Source organism: Curtobacterium flaccumfaciens (assembly GCF_004361695.1).
GTDB lineage: Bacteria > Actinomycetota > Actinomycetes > Actinomycetales > Microbacteriaceae > Curtobacterium > Curtobacterium flaccumfaciens_B.
Window position 1 is genome coordinate 403828 of sequence record NZ_SNVW01000001.1, and the last position, 13936, is coordinate 417763.

Annotated in this window: 13 protein-coding genes; 4 read left to right on the forward strand and 9 right to left on the reverse strand. The window is 72.1% G+C overall.

Annotated elements, in window-relative coordinates; genetic code table 11:
• Window positions 1-49: 49 nt before the first annotated feature.
• Window positions 50-823: an SDR family NAD(P)-dependent oxidoreductase gene (locus EDF64_RS01845; protein ID WP_243736202.1), complete on the forward strand. Its 774-nt coding sequence runs from the start codon at window positions 50-52 to the stop codon at window positions 821-823.
• Here the strand turns inward: EDF64_RS01845 and EDF64_RS01850 are convergent.
• From EDF64_RS01850 to EDF64_RS01880, 7 genes are all read right to left on the reverse strand, one after another.
• Window positions 820-1548: a GAF and ANTAR domain-containing protein gene (locus EDF64_RS01850; protein ID WP_133518382.1), complete on the reverse strand. Its 729-nt coding sequence runs from the start codon at window positions 1546-1548 to the stop codon at window positions 820-822. The two genes, EDF64_RS01845 and EDF64_RS01850, sit on opposite strands and share 4 nt — an antisense overlap.
• 97 nt (window positions 1549-1645) lie before the next feature.
• Window positions 1646-2641 (reverse strand): NADPH:quinone reductase, encoded by a 996-nt coding sequence (locus EDF64_RS01855; protein ID WP_133518383.1) that lies wholly within the window; start codon window positions 2639-2641, stop codon window positions 1646-1648.
• Window positions 2638-3099 carry a MarR family winged helix-turn-helix transcriptional regulator gene (locus EDF64_RS01860; RefSeq protein WP_133518384.1) on the reverse strand — a complete coding sequence of 154 codons (462 nt, stop codon included), beginning with the start codon at window positions 3097-3099 and terminating at the stop codon, window positions 2638-2640. The genes EDF64_RS01855 and EDF64_RS01860 overlap by 4 nt, the downstream gene beginning before the upstream one ends.
• A 63-nt stretch (window positions 3100-3162) precedes the next feature.
• Window positions 3163-5775 carry a glycoside hydrolase family 3 N-terminal domain-containing protein gene (locus EDF64_RS01865; protein ID WP_208108802.1) on the reverse strand — a complete coding sequence of 871 codons (2613 nt, stop codon included), beginning with the start codon at window positions 5773-5775 and terminating at the stop codon, window positions 3163-3165.
• Window positions 5772-6656 (reverse strand): carbohydrate ABC transporter permease, encoded by an 885-nt coding sequence (locus EDF64_RS01870; protein ID WP_133518385.1) that lies wholly within the window; start codon window positions 6654-6656, stop codon window positions 5772-5774. The genes EDF64_RS01865 and EDF64_RS01870 overlap by 4 nt, the downstream gene beginning before the upstream one ends.
• Window positions 6653-7681: a carbohydrate ABC transporter permease gene (locus EDF64_RS01875; RefSeq protein WP_071292593.1), complete on the reverse strand. Its 1029-nt coding sequence runs from the start codon at window positions 7679-7681 to the stop codon at window positions 6653-6655. The genes EDF64_RS01870 and EDF64_RS01875 overlap by 4 nt, the downstream gene beginning before the upstream one ends.
• Before the next feature lie 7 nt (window positions 7682-7688).
• Complete coding sequence (locus EDF64_RS01880) at window positions 7689-8990, reverse strand: ABC transporter substrate-binding protein (RefSeq protein WP_133518386.1); 1302 nt, start codon at window positions 8988-8990, stop codon at window positions 7689-7691.
• A gap of 147 nt (window positions 8991-9137) precedes the next feature.
• On the opposite strand from EDF64_RS01880, the gene EDF64_RS01885 reads away from it, so the two are divergent.
• Complete coding sequence (locus EDF64_RS01885) at window positions 9138-10175, forward strand: LacI family DNA-binding transcriptional regulator (RefSeq protein WP_133518387.1); 1038 nt, start codon at window positions 9138-9140, stop codon at window positions 10173-10175.
• Window positions 10176-10183: 8 nt separating this feature from the next.
• On the opposite strand, the gene EDF64_RS01890 is transcribed toward EDF64_RS01885, so the two are convergent.
• Entirely contained in the window at window positions 10184-11137 is a 954-nt protein-coding gene (locus EDF64_RS01890) for a helix-turn-helix transcriptional regulator (RefSeq protein ID WP_133518388.1), read from the reverse strand.
• 152 nt (window positions 11138-11289) lie between these two features.
• Between EDF64_RS01890 and EDF64_RS01895 the strand changes: the two genes are divergently transcribed.
• Together EDF64_RS01895 and EDF64_RS18055 are read left to right on the forward strand one after the other, a co-directional pair.
• Window positions 11290-11736: a MarR family winged helix-turn-helix transcriptional regulator gene (locus EDF64_RS01895; protein WP_133518389.1), complete on the forward strand. Its 447-nt coding sequence runs from the start codon at window positions 11290-11292 to the stop codon at window positions 11734-11736.
• A 159-nt stretch (window positions 11737-11895) separates the two neighbouring features.
• A complete protein-coding gene (locus EDF64_RS18055) occupies window positions 11896-12051 on the forward strand; it encodes a hypothetical protein (RefSeq protein WP_166645557.1) in 156 nt (51 codons plus the stop codon).
• A gap of 31 nt (window positions 12052-12082) precedes the next feature.
• Here the strand turns inward: EDF64_RS18055 and EDF64_RS01900 are convergent, their stop codons facing one another.
• Window positions 12083-13903, reverse strand: coding sequence for a choice-of-anchor G family protein (locus EDF64_RS01900; RefSeq protein WP_166645558.1), 1821 nt, complete (start codon window positions 13901-13903; stop codon window positions 12083-12085).
• Between the last annotated feature and the right edge of the window lie 33 nt (window positions 13904-13936).

Sequence of the window (13936 nt, forward strand, 5' to 3'; positions counted from 1 at the left end):
ACGAGGACGAGGAGCGACCGTAGAACTGGGACTGCAGGGCAGGACGGCGTTGATCAGCGGGTCGACGCAGGGGATCGGGTACGCGATCGCGGCGTGCCTCGTCGCCGAGGGCGTCCGGGTGGTGCTGAACGGATGGGACCGAGCGCGCGTCGAGGGGGCGGTCGACCGGCTCCGGCGCGAGCGCCCGGGCGCGGACGTGTCCGGGATCGCGGCGGACTTCGGCGCGCCGGACGAGGTCGAGCGGCTCCTCACCCGCCTCGACGAGGACGGGGTCGCGGTCGACGTCCTGGTGAACAACGTCGGGCTGTTCGGGCTCGCCGACTTCGAGTCCGTCACCGACGCCGACTGGGCGCGGTACCTCGACGTGAACCTGATGAGCGGGGTCCGGTTGTCACGGCACCTCCTCGCCCCGATGCTCGAACGCGGATGGGGACGCATCGTGTTCGTCAGCAGCGAGTCCGGTGTGAACGTGCCGGCGGACATGGTGCACTACGGCGTGACGAAGGCCGCGCAGCTCGCGCTCGCGAACGGCCTCGCGAAGCGCACCCGTGGCACGGCGGTCACGGTCAACACCGTCCTCGGCGGCCCGACGTACTCGGACGGTGTCGCAGCGACGATCGAGTCGATCGCCGCGGCGCAGTCGGTCCCCGCGAGCGCCGTGCGCGACGCCGTCGTCGAGCAGAACCGCACCACGCTGCTCGAGCGGTTCATCGAGCCGTCCGAGATCGCCGACCTCGTCACCTGGCTCGCGAGCCCGCGGTCGTCGGCGACAAACGGCGCGGCACTCCGGGCGGACGGCGGCGTGCTCACGGGCATCCTCTAGAACCGGAGGTCGGCGCCCCGTCGGACGACGTCCTCGGCGACCTCCCGGATCCCGCGGCCGGCACCCTGCCCGGCGCGACGGATCAGCTGGAAGGCCTCGTCGATCCGCACGCCCCGGCGGTGGGCGAGCGCTCCCTTCGCCTGCTCGACCGTCACGCGCGCGTCGATCGCGTCCGCGACCTGCTCGTCGAGCGTCCGGAGCGGTCCGGTGCCGCACTGCCGGGCGAGCGCCGCGGAACCGGCGTCGGCGAGGAGCTGCAGGAGCACCACGTCGCGGTCGTCGTGCCCCCGGTCGTGGTCGGCGAAGACGCAGAGCGACCCGATCGTCGCGGCGCGCAGCCGGATCGGCTCCGCGAAGGTCCCGGTGAGACCGCGCTCCCGCATGGTGCGCACGAACGCGGGCCACTCGGCCTCGTGCGACGCGACGTCCGGCACGTCGACGGTCGTGCCGCTCCGGTGGCAGTCGATGCCGGAGCCCTGCCCGGCGCCGAGCTGCGCCTCCTCGACGTCACTGCTCCGCTCGCTCGTCGACGCGATCACGTGCAGGGTGCCGTCGGCGTCCGCCAGGACGATCCCCGCCTCCGTCGCCGACGTGAACCGGACGACGGCGTCGACCACGCGGTCCATCGCGTCGATGACGTCGAGCGACGGGTCGAGGACGGCACCGAGTGCCCGGGTCAGGTGGTCGAACCGGTCGTGGCCGTCGTCTGCCTCGTTCGTCGCCATGCGCTCGACGGTACGACGGCACCCCGGGCTCTGTCCGAGGACCGCATTCGCCCGCGTCTCCTGCCAGCGCGTCCTCGACGGCCGCCGCGCGCCGGGGTCACACCCCGGAGTGCGGTGTCCAGCGGGTGGTGTCGAGGAGGACCCGGCCGCCGCGGCCCGCGTCGACGAGCTCGTGTGCGGCCGCGATCTCGGCGAGCGGCAGCACCGCCCCGACGGTGACGGCGAGGGTGCGGTCCGACGCGGCCGCGACCAGGGCCTCCATCGCGGAGCGCTTCACGTCCGCCGCGAAGTCGTCGCTGCCGAGGAACCGGACGAGCACGTTGGCGAAGAGGAGCGGCGGGAACGGCAGGTCGACGCGGTCGCCGCGCGCGAAGTAGGTCGCGATGACGCCGTCGTTCGCGATGACGGCGGCGTCGAGGTCGGCGTTGGCGTCGAGCGCGACCTCGATGACACGATCGACCCCGTCGGGAGCGATCGCCCGGACCGCCGCGACCGGATCGGCGTCGAGCGCCACCAGCCGCACGCCCGGTACGGCGCTGGTCGTGAGGTCGCCGCTGTGCCGGACGGTGCCGATCACCGTGGCACCGTCGGCGACGGCGAGCTGCGCGGCGATCGAGCCCACCGCCCCGCGGACGCCCTGCACGAGCACGGTCCGGCCGCGGACCGGTCCGTCCGCGAACACCGCCCGGTGCGCTGTGACGCCCGGGATCCCGAGCGAGGCCGCGACGTCGTCGTCGACGCTGTCCGGCAGCGGGACGGCGAGGCGCTCGGGGACGACGACGTACTCGGCGGCCGTGCCGAACGGTCGGTAGGACTGCGCGCCGTACACCGCCACGCGCCGGCCGAGGAGGTCCGGCGTGACGTCCGCCCCGACCTGGTCGACCACGCCGGCGCCGTCGCTGTGCGGGATGACCCGTGGCGTCGGCATCCCCGATCCGAGCCACCCCTCGCGCTTCTTGGTGTCACCGGGGTTCACGCCGGACCGGGTGAGACGGACCCGCACCTCGCCCGCCTCGGGCACCGGGTCAGCGACCTCGCCGACGCGGAGGACGTCCGCCGCTGCTCCCTGCTCGTCGTACCAGGCTGCCTTCATCGGGTCGGTTCCTCTCGTTCGTCCGACGGCACCCGTCGGAGCGCCTCCAGCAGTCCCACGAGCTGGTGCAGTGCCGCGTCGTCGAGCCGCCCGCCGACCCGACGGCGGAGTGCGTCGTCGAACGCCGACCGGGCACGGTCGAGGGCGGCGGCACCGGCGGGGGTCAGGACGAAGAACGCCGAGCGCCCGTCGTCCGGGTTCGCGGTCCGTTCGCACAGTCCGTCGGCACGGATCCGCTCGACGATCTTGCTGGCGCCACCGCGCGTGATCGACAGGGCGTCCGCGATGTCCGCCACACGGCAGTCCGGGGTGGACCCCATCACCGACATCGTCTCGAAGCGACTCAAGGGCATCCCGCACGCCGCCGTCACGGCGGTGTCGATGTCCGACCAGACCTCGGTCTCGACGCGGATGAGCGCGTCGAAGGCCGCGTGCAGGAGTGACGGACCGGGAGCCATGCGACCAATGTAGTTTCCATGGAAACCACATTGCAACCCGTCGCACGGATCCCGGTCACCCCGTCAGACGCACTCCCACGTGACGATGCGTCGGTCGGTGGGCGCGACCTCGCGGACCGGACCGGTGACGCGGAGCACCGCGCGGTCCGTGGCGGAGCCGGGCACGGGCTCTGGACCGGACCCCGTGCCGTGGGCGACGATGCCGCCGGAGTCCAGCGCGCCTCCAGGCCGTGACGCCGCCGCGTGGGACGCGACCCACACCTCGACGTCACCGGGCTCGACCACGCGGCGCAGGTCGCGGCCGCTGAACGCGAAGCGCTGGACCGGCACGTCGAACCGCACCCGCGTCGACTCCCCCGCGGCGAGCGCGACGCGCGCGTAGCCGAGGAGCTGCACGAGCGGCCGTGTGACCGAACCGACCACGTCGTGCCCGTAGAGCTGGACGACGTCCTCGCCGGGCCGGTCCCCGGTGTTCGTGACGGTGACGGTCGCCGTGAACGCGTCCGCCGTGCCGACCGTCTCGTCGACCACGAGGTCCGTGTACGCGAACGACGTGTACCCGAGCCCGAACCCGAACGGCCGGACCGGGGTCGAGTCGGCAGCGGTGACGTCGGACGGACCGCCGAGCCGCGGGTGGAGGTACGTGTACGGCTGCGCACCGGCCGCACGCGGCAGGGAGACGGGCAGACGGCCGGACGGTGCCGCGGCGCCGGTGAGGAGGTCGGCGATGGCGAGGCCCCCGCCCTCACCGGGGAAGAAGGCCTGCACGACGGCGGCCGGACGACGGCGAGCGTCGTCCTCGGAACCGTCGCGAGCGCCGTCCTCGGAGCCGGCGGCAGCGTCGTCCAGCGCCCAGCCGATCGCGTACGGTCGGCCGGTCAGCAGCACCATGACGGTCGGTGTGCCGGTGGCGACGACCGCCTCGACGAGTTCGCGCTGCACGCCGGGCAGGTCGAGCGACGCGGTGTCGTTGCCCTCACCGACGGTCCCCCGGCCGAACAGTCCGGCCTGGTCGCCGACGACGACGACGGCGACGTCCGACGCGCGGGCGACGGCCACCGCCTCGTCGATGCCCGAGCGATCGGTCCCGCTGACGGCGCAGCCCGCGGCGAACCGGACGGCTGCGGTGCCGAGGGACTCCGCGAGGGCCTCGCGGATGGTGGGGATCGCGAAGCCGAGGGGCAGGTCCGGGTACGAGGCGAGGACGTGGTTCGCGAAGGAGTAGCAGCCCTGCAGGGCCTCGGCGCGGTCGGCGTTCGGGCCGATCAGGGCGACGGAGGTGCCGGGCGCGAGGGGCAGGACGGGCGCGGGCGTCGCCGCCGGTGCCGGTGCCACTGCCGCGCCGGTGTCCGCCCCCGCGCCGATCGGCTCGTTCGACAGCAGCACGAGCGACCGCGCCGCGAGCCGCTGGGCGAGTTCCCGGTGCCGAGGCGTGTCGAGGTCGATCCCGGTGGGGGCCTCGTCGGCGAACGCGTCCGGGTCGAGCAGCCCGAGGCGCTCCTTCTGCCGGAGCACGCGGAGCACGGCCCGGTCCACCAGGGCCTCGTCGACCAGCCCCGCTCGGACCCGGTCGATCAGCGGCGCGAGGTACGCGTCGCCGGTGGGCAGCTCGACGTCGATGCCGGCCCCGAGCGCCAGCGCAGCGGCTTCGCCTCGGTCGGCGGCGATGCCGTGCATGACCTCGAGGAACGCGACCGAGAAGTAGTCGGCGACGACCGTGCCCTCGAACCCCAGCGTGTCCCGGAGCAGGTCGGTGAGGAGCGCCCCGTTCGCGGCGACGGGCACCCCGTCGATCTCCGCGTAGGAGTTCATCACGCTGCGCGCGCCACCGTCGCGGATGGCCATCTCGAACGGCGGCAGGAAGGTGTCGGCGACCTCGCGGGGTCCGGCGTGCACGGGAGCGTGGTTCCGTCCCGCCTGCGATGCCGAGTACCCGAGGAAGTGCTTCAGCGTCGCGTCGACCCCGGCGCTCTGCAGCCCGCGGACGTACGCGGTGCCGACGGTGCCGACCAGGTACGGGTCCTCGCCGATGCACTCGTCCACCCGGCCCCAGCGCGGGTCGCGGATGACGTCGAGCACGGGCGCGAGCCCCTGGTGCACGCCGAGCTGCCGCATCGAGGACCCGATGGCGGCGCCGACCTGCTCCACCAGCTCGGGGTCGAAGGCGGCACCCCACGCGAGTGGCGTCGGGAACGTCGCGGCCTTCCACGCGGCGAGCCCGGTGAGGCACTCCTCGTGGACGAGCGCGGGGATCCCGAGCCGGGTCTCGCGCTGCAGGCGGCGCTGTTCCGCCCACAGCCAGGCGGCGCGCTCGTCGGGTTCGACGGGTCGGGTGCCGTAGACGCGGGTGAACTGGCCGATGCCGTGGTGGGTGATGTCGGCGAGGGTGCGGCCCGCGTCGGCGTCCTGTTGCGACGCCATCTCGCCCTGCATGGGGGCGACGACGCCGTTCTGGTCGAGCCAGTAGCCGACGAGCTGCGCCGTCTTCTCCTCGAGCGTCATCTCGGCGAGCAGCGCGGACGCACGGTCCGTCGCGTCGTGGTCGGGGACGCGACCGGTGTCGGACTGGAGGCGCGGTGCGGGGCCGCCACGCGCCTCCAGTCCGACCGTCGTGGCGTCGACCGTCGGCGCGGGCGCCGACGCGAGGTGCGCCTGCGGCCCGTCGAGGGCCGTCATCCCTTGACCGCCCCGGTCAGGCCGCCGACGATGCGCTTCTGGAAGATCGCGAAGAACACCAGGGCCGGGATCATCGAGAGCGACGTGAACGCGAGCACCCGCGCGGTGTCGACCGAGTACTGCGACGCGAACGCCTGGACACCGAGCGGCAGCGTGTAGGTCGACGCGTCGTTGAGGATGAACAGCGGCAGGAGGTAGCTGTTCCAGCTGCCGATGAACGCGAGGATGCCGACCGTGACGACGCCGGGCAGCGACAGCGGGACGACCATCCGGAAGAAGAAGCCGAGCTTGCTCGCGCCGTCGATGGCCGCAGCCTCCTCGAGCTCGTCCGGGATCGCTCGGAGGAACGGCACCAGGATGATGACCGTCGTCGGCAGGGCGAACGCGATCTGCGGCAGGATCACGCCGGCGAGGTTGTTCGTCAGCCCGAGGTCCTTCACGAGGATGTACAGCGGCGTGATCGCCACGGTGATCGGGAACATCAGGCCGGCGGCGAACAGCGAGTAGAGCGCGCCACTCCCCCGGAACCGGTACCGGGCGAGGACGAAGCTCACCATCAGGCCGAGCACGACGACGCCGACCGTCGTGGTGACTCCGGCGATCACCGAGTTGCCGAGCTGCTGCCAGAACACCCCGCTCGTCAGGACCGACACGTAGTTGCTGACCTGCCACGGGCTCGGCAGTCCGGCCGGGCTCGCGGTGATCTGCGAGTTGGTGCGGAAGCCGCCGAGCACGATGTAGGCGACGGGACCGATGCACACCGCGATGAAGAGCAACGCGATGAAGTACGTGCCGAGGTTCCGTTCGCGACGGACGGGGCCGTCGTTCGGGCGCTTCCCGCCGCGGCGGCCCGGGGCGACGATCGATGCGGTGGCGGTCATCGGGTGGCCTTCTCGGTGAGGGCGCCGGCGGTGTCGCGGCGCAGGACGTACCGCTGGTAGACGAGGGCGACGACCAGCGAGATGAGGAAGATCACCACGGCGACGGCGTTGCCGTACCCGTAGTTGCCGGACAGCCGACCGTTGCCGACCATGTAGGTCGCCATCGTCGAGGTGCCCGCGGTGGAGGCGATGTACTGCCCCCAGATGATGTAGACGAGGTCGAACAGCTGGAGGGACCCGATGATCGACAGGAACGCCCAGATGCGCAGGGTCGGGCCGAGGAGCGGCAGCGTGATGCGGCGCTGGATCTGCCAGTAGCTCGCGCCGTCCAGTTGCGCGGCCTCGAACAGTTCCTCGGGGATGCTCTGCAGGCCGGCGAGGAAGAGGATCACCGCGAAGCCGATGTACTTCCACGAGATGATCCCGAGCAGGGTCCACAGGGCGATGTCGGGGTTCGAGAGCCAGTCGTTCCGGAGGGCACCGAGGCCGAGCGACTGCAGCAGGTCGTTCAGGGCCCCGCTCGACTGGAGCATGAGGCTCCACCCGGTGCCGACGATGACCTCGGAGATGACGTAGGGCAGGAAGATCAGGACACGGATGAGCCCGCGGCCCCGGATGCGCTGGTTGAGCAGCAGCGCGAGGATGATCGCGATCGGGCCCTGCACGAGGAGCGACCCGATGACGATGAAGAGGTTGTGCCAGAGCACGGCGCGGAAGTCCGGGTCGGTGAAGATCACCGTGTAGTTCTGCAGGCCGACGAAGTCGACGGGGGCGCCGTAGCCCTGCCACTTGTAGAAGCCGTAGTAGGCGGCGAGTGCGACGGGCAGGATGACGAACCCGACGAACATGATGACCGCCGGCCCGGCGAGGACCGCGATCTCGACCCGGGTGCGGACGTCGGTGCCCGTGCGGGCCCGGCGGGCCGGGGCCGACGGCGAACCGTCGGCCCCGCCCGTGCGACGCCCCGTCCCGGACCGTCCCGCCTCACGCTGTGCCGAGGAGGGGCTGGTGACGGAGGTGGTCATGGGTGACTCAGCCCTTCGCTGCGGCCTGGTTGACCGTCGACACGATGTCCGAGACGGACCCCTTGCCGGCGAGCAGGTTGACGACACTGGTGTTGAGCGCGTTGCCGACGTTCTGGCCGTAGAGCGTGTCGAGGTAGTTCGAGACGAACGGGGCGTCGTTGTAGGCCTTGAGCACGGTGGTCAGGTACGGCTCGGTGACGACCGACTGCGCGGACTTGTTCGCGGGGATGGAGTTGAACGCCTTGTAGTAGTTCTCCTGCACGTCCTTCGTGGTGACGAAGTTGAGGAAGTCGGTGCACTCCTTCTTCGGGGCCTTCGCCGAACAGGAGAGCCCGCCGACGGCGCCCATCATCGAACCGGGTGCACCCTTGCCGCCGGAGACCTCCGGGAACGGGAAGAAGCCGAGGTCGGACAGCGGCTTGGCGTCCGGGGTGAGCGACGAGATCACGCCCGGGTCCCACGCGCCCATGAGTTCCATCGCTGCCTTGTGGTTCGCGATGAGACCGGCCGAACTGCCCGCACCCTGCTGGGCGGAGGTGGTGAGGTAGCCGTCGTTGAAGGGCTCGGTGTCGAAGAACGACTTCGTGTCCTCGCCCGCCGCCTTCCAGCAGGAGTTCGTGAACTTGAGGTCCTGCGCGGTCTTGTTGAGCGTGTCCGCCGAGCAGGCCCGCAGGGCGAAGTTGTAGTACCAGTGCGCGGCCGGCCAGGCGTCCTTCGCCCCCACGGCCACCGGCTGAATGCCCGCGGCCTTGAGCTTGGCGATGTCGGCGTTCAGCTCGTCCATCGTCGTGGGCGTGCCCTCGATGCCGGCCTTCTTGAACAGGTCCTGGCTGTACCAGATGCCCTCGGGGTCGACGTTCGTGGGCATCGCCCAGGTCTTGCCGTTCAGGTCGAAGGCCTTGAACGATCCTTCGCTGATCCCGCTCTTCGCGCCCGAGCCGATCGAGTCGGAGATGTCCAGCAGCTGGCCGGCGTTGACCATCGCGGCCATCTTGCCGCCGCCGCGCTGCGAGAAGACGTCCGGAGCGGAGTTCGAGTTGAGCGCGGTCTGGAGCTTGCCGTCCAGGTCCTCGTTCTGGATCGCCTGGATCTTGATGGTCACGTTCGGGTTCTTCGCCTCGAAGGCCTTGACCGTGTCCTGCCAGAACGCCTTGCCCGGGCCGGTGGTCGAGTTGTTCCAGAAGGTCATCGAGACCTTCCCGTCGCTGCCACCGCTGGAGGCGTTGCCCCCTGCGGAACAGCCGGTGGCCAGCAGTGCTGTCGCCCCGATCAGCGCGATGGCTGCCGTGGCACGGATCTTCCTCGTCATCGTGGAACTCCTGGTTGTCGTCGTTGACATCGGGCGACATCGGGTGCCGCTGCGGAGAGCGTGCCAGGTGGTCGATAGGCGTGTCAATCGATATCGATAACGTTTTCTTTACCAATCGTGTCGCAGACACCGCGGTACGGTGTGCGGATGGACACGGCCATCGGCGCGCGCCCCGGAGCGGGCCGGGTGACGATCGCGGACGTCGCACGAGCTGCCGGCGTCTCGATCCCGACGGTGTCGAAGGTCATCAACCAGCGGGACGGGGTCGCACCGGCGACGATCATCCGTGTGCAGCACGTCGTCGAGGAGCTCGGCTACGAGACCTCGCTCGTCGCACGGAGCCTCCGGAGCTCGCGCACCGGCGTGGTCGGCATCCTCGTGACCGAGTTCGAACCGTTCTCCACCGAGTTGCTGCGCGGGGTGTCCGGCGCGACGGCGGGCACGGGCTACGAGCTGCTGGCCTACGCCGGTCTCGTCACCGGCGCCGAGCAGAAGGGCTGGGAACGCCGGTCGCTCTCGCGGCTCTCCGGCACGCTCATCGACGGTGCGATCGTCGTCACGCCGAGCACCGCGCTGTCGAGCTCGTCGATCCCGGTCGTCGCGATCGACCCGCACACGGGTCCGGAGGGGCACGCCACCGTCGACTCCGACAACGAGGGCGGGGCCGTCCAGGCGGTCGAGCACCTCGTGGCGCTCGGGCACACCCGGATCGCACACCTCCGTGGCCGCCCCGACCTGGCCTCGGCACAGCTCCGCGAAGCGGGCTACCGCCGTGCACTCGTCGCCGCGGGGCTGACCGTGGACGAGGACATCGTGCGCGACGGCGGCTACCAGGAGGACCGGTCCGCCGAGGTCGCCCTCGACCTGCTGTCCGGCCCCGACCGCCCGACCGCCGTGTTCGCCGCCAACGACTCCTCGGCCGTCGGTGTCCTGCGATCCGCGGCGGCCCTCGGCCTGCGCGTCCCGGAGGACCTCTCCGTCGTCGGCTTCGACGACGTCCCCCAGGCCGCGACCACCACGCCACCGCTGACGACCGTCGCGCAGCCGCTCGTCGAGCTCGGCCGGCACGCGGTCGACATGCTCCTGACGATGCTCCGCGGCGAACCCGCCTCGGCCCACGTCCGCCTGCCGACCACCCTGCGGGTGCGGCAGAGCACGGGCCCGGTGCCCCCGCCCGCAGCCTGACGCGACGGTCAGCGCCGCAACGTCTGCTTCGGGTACTCGCCGAACCGCTCGGCGTACGACGCCGAGAACCGTCCGAGGTGCGCGAACCCCCACCGCCGCGCGACGTCCCCGACGGCGCCGACCTGCGGGTCGAGCTCGAGCAGCTCCGCGCGGACGCGGTCGAGCCGGACGTGCCGCAGGTAGGTCAGCGGCGACACGTCGAACACCCGCCGGAAGGACTCCTGCACGGACCGGATGCTCAGCCCGGACGCCTCGGACAGCTCGGCGACGGTCACCGGTTCGGCAGCGTGGTCGTGGACGTACTGCACGGCCGCGCGGAGCCGGGCGTTCCGCGGGTGGCCGAGCACGGCGGGCAGTTCGTCGGAACGGGGTGGGAACGCGTCGAGGAAGACCTCCACGGCCATCGTCTTCGCGCTGTGCCAGGCGGGCGACTCCGGGCCGCCGACGCGCAGCGCCCGGGCCAGGGCGGTGAGGACGCCCTGCCAACGCCGTGCGGCGTCGGCGTCGGGGACCCGGCGGTCGTCGAACCGCAGGGGCTGCGCGACGGCTTCGAGCCGGGCCGCGGCGACGCGTCCGACGAAGCCGCGGTCGAGGTGCACGAGCCGGTGGTCGTGGTCGGCCGTCCGGAACGTGTACTCGTGGTCGGGCGGCAGGAGCACGGGCGTCTCGAGCGGCAGCGGGTACCGCTCCCCCAGGCGCTCGACCTCGGCGGAGCCCGCGCCGATCCAGGCGACCACGTAGTCGCCGCCGGGCGGGACGGTGCCGTGCAGCGACCCGTGGAACTGGGCGCGACGGATCGTCACCTCGGTGTCGCCGAGCGCGGTGTAGCGGTAGTCGAAGGCACCGTCGGTGGGCTGCGCCGCCCAGTCGTCGCCGCCGTACAGGCCGTTGAGGTCCCGCACGGCGTCCTCCGGATGACTCCCGGACACCTCGAACCGGACCGTCGCCGGCGCTCCGGACACGTCCGCGTCCTCGATCACCGGGGCCACCGCGGGGATCGCCGATCGGTGCCGGATGTCCGGATCACGACATCCCCCTCGTTATCTGGATACGCTGGCGGAGTGAGCGCGGCGTATCGTTGCGCGGAACCGATCCGCACCGAGGGAGCGACCACGTGAGCGAGATCGACCTGACGGCCGCCATCACCCGCTTGGAGGCGGCGATGGGGGCCCTGCGCGGTCGGCTGCGCGAGCGACTCGGGGTGTCCGGTACGGACCTGACGGTCCTGCAGTTCGTCGCGCGCGCCGAGGCGGCCGAGCGGAAGGTCCGCGTGAAGGACCTCGCGTCGCACCTGGGTCTGAGCGGCCCGGCGGTGACGGGGACGGTCGACCGTCTGGAACAGGCCGGCCACCTGTCCCGAGTCCCGAACCCGGACGACGGACGGAGCCGCTTCATCGAGCTGACGCCGGAGACCCAGCGCGCGTACGCCTCGGCGATGGACAGCACGAACGAACACCTGCACGAGCTCCTGTCCTCCTTCTCTGATCGCGAGACCGCCAAGTACGTCAAGGTGATCGACCGCGTCGTGACAGCGCTCGAGCACGGCGCTCCGACTCCCTGACGGCAGGCTACGGGCGGCTCGGACGCTTTCCGGACCGTTTGTCCAACAAGCGCAGTTAGGTAACTTCCCTACCTATCTTGCCGGACGGACCGCTCACTCGTCCGTACGTTCTCCTCCGGAGGCCCCCGATCGGGGGCACCAGGACGACGAGGAGGAATCATGGGCAACTACGAATCCCAGCAGGGCGTCGACCCGGTCCGCATCGAGACGTTCCGCCGGATGCGGAAGCGCTGGAAGTTCGGCGAGCTGCAGGACGGCGCCGGCCTGTACGAGGACTTCTTCACGGACACGGACCGCGACCCGCGTCGACTCTGATCGGACAGCCTGGAGGCACGGCGCACGTCCGTCACGTCCGCTGCGGCACCAGGGACACCGAGTTCGGCCCCACGGTCGCCGTGGCGAGGTCGACCCGCGCCAGTCCGCCGGGCACCAGCCCGTCGGCGATCGTCAGGCGGAGCGCCGTCTCGGTGTACCGGCCCGTGGTCGCGCGGCCATCGGCGATCCGACCGGGGGCGGTGTCCTCCTGCACGTTGACCCGCAGGGACAGCACGCCCGGCAGACCACCGAGGACGGTCGCCAGGGCGGTCAGCAGCGGTCGAACCACGGTCGTCGTGATCGTCGTGCCGAGCGTCCCGACCACGGCGAACAGCCGCGTCGTCAGAGTCCCCACCACCGCTTGCGTCAGCGGGTTGACGAGTGACGTCGCGAGTCCCGTGACGACCCCGAGCAGGCCGCCGAGCGGCAGCCCGAGCAGGTCGACCCCGACGGACAGCGTCGTCCGGCCGGCCATGAGCGCGGCGACGCCGGTGTCGACCGCCACCGACAGCTTCGCGATCGGGACCCGGACGCCGAGCAGCGGAGCGCTGAGGTCGGCCGCGAGCGCGATCCGGAGCTGGATCGTGCCGAGCGCCGTGGTGAGCGCGGTCGTGACCCGGGTCGACCATGCGTCGACGACCTGCCCGAGGCGGTCCGCGATCGCATTCAGGGTGACGGCGTCGAGCACGACCTCGTGGTTCGCCGGCAGGTCGTTGAGCCCCTGCTCGTCGTCCCCGAGCAGGTGCGCCAGGTCGACACGGATCGTGCCCGCGGCGAGGTCGAGGGCGAGCGTCCCGCCCGGGTCCTGCAGCGGATCGGCCAGGAGCGGCGACACCGCTCCGGCGAGGTCGGGACCGGTGAGGACGACCGTGCCGCCCACCGTGCCGAGCCCGAGGCTGCCGGTGAGGCCACCGAGCACGCCGAGGACCCCCTGGCCGATCGTCTTCGCGAGCACGCCGTCGCTGCCGCCGAGGGCGTCCACGGCGGCGTCGAGCTGGGTCACCGTGTCGTCGACCGCGGTGACGAGCGCACCGACCAGCGGACTGTCGACGCGCAGGTCGAGGCTCGCGATCCCGTAGTCGCGCTCGACGCCCGTGGCCCCGGCATCGGCGACGGCATCGGCGTCGGCATCGGCATCGGCGACGGCGACCGCCCGCTGCACCGCGGCCCGGAGGTTCGTCCGGAGCGTCTGCTGCACGACGCCGCCCCAGACGTCCTCCTGCAGGGCGTCGCAGCCGGCCAGCCGAGCGTTCGCCCCGACGGCACCGACCTCGAGCCCGACGTCGGTGACGTCCGCGATCCCCGGCAGCGCACGACCGAGGGTGATCGACGCCGGGTCGGGCAGCTCGCTCGTCGGGGTCGCATCGGTGACGAGCACCCCGCCGGAGTCGGCGACGAGCCCAGAGGCCGCCACGGCGTCTCCGGTCCCCGCGACCGTGGCGACCTGGTTGACGGCCCCAGCGGAGCCCGCCGGCAGTCCGACGCCGAGCCCGGTCAGGTCGATGCCGACCAGGTCGCCGAGCAGCCCGACGTCGAGCGGGTTGCCGAACGCCTGGGCGTACGGCTGGACGGTACCGAGCTCGGGAGCGCCGGCCGGCTCGACCGCGGCGGGTGCCGATCCGGTCTTGGCGACGTCGACCCCGCGCACGGTGGCGAGCGTGTCGAGATCGACGCCGGCCAGGCTGCCGCCGAGGAACCGGCTCGACGCCGTCGCGGTGTACCCGGCGTCGGTGCCGCAGTCGAAGGACGACGTCCCGAGGTCCCCGGTGACGAACTCGCGGTCGGACCACGACGCGGTGCTCGGCACGGCGATGGGCGCGACGAGCACCACGGCGAGCCCGATGCCCGCCACGACGGCGACCCGTGACCGAGACCGCGACCACCA

Coding starts and splice junctions, on each gene's coding strand:
- EDF64_RS01860 (WP_133518384.1), bottom strand. CDS start 3,099: ATGGCTCCCGGTCCGTCACTCCTGCACGCGGCCTTCGACGCGCTCATC.
- EDF64_RS01880 (WP_133518386.1), bottom strand. CDS start 8,990: ATGACGAGGAAGATCCGTGCCACGGCAGCCATCGCGCTGATCGGGGCG.
- EDF64_RS01850 (WP_133518382.1), bottom strand. CDS start 1,548: ATGGCGACGAACGAGGCAGACGACGGCCACGACCGGTTCGACCACCTG.
- EDF64_RS01870 (WP_133518385.1), bottom strand. CDS start 6,656: ATGACCGCCACCGCATCGATCGTCGCCCCGGGCCGCCGCGGCGGGAAG.
- EDF64_RS01885 (WP_133518387.1), top strand. CDS start 9,138: ATGGACACGGCCATCGGCGCGCGCCCCGGAGCGGGCCGGGTGACGATC.
- EDF64_RS01865 (WP_208108802.1), bottom strand. CDS start 5,775: ATGACGGCCCTCGACGGGCCGCAGGCGCACCTCGCGTCGGCGCCCGCG.
- EDF64_RS01875 (WP_071292593.1), bottom strand. CDS start 7,681: ATGACCACCTCCGTCACCAGCCCCTCCTCGGCACAGCGTGAGGCGGGA.
- EDF64_RS18055 (WP_166645557.1), top strand. CDS start 11,896: ATGGGCAACTACGAATCCCAGCAGGGCGTCGACCCGGTCCGCATCGAG.
- EDF64_RS01855 (WP_133518383.1), bottom strand. CDS start 2,641: ATGAAGGCAGCCTGGTACGACGAGCAGGGAGCAGCGGCGGACGTCCTC.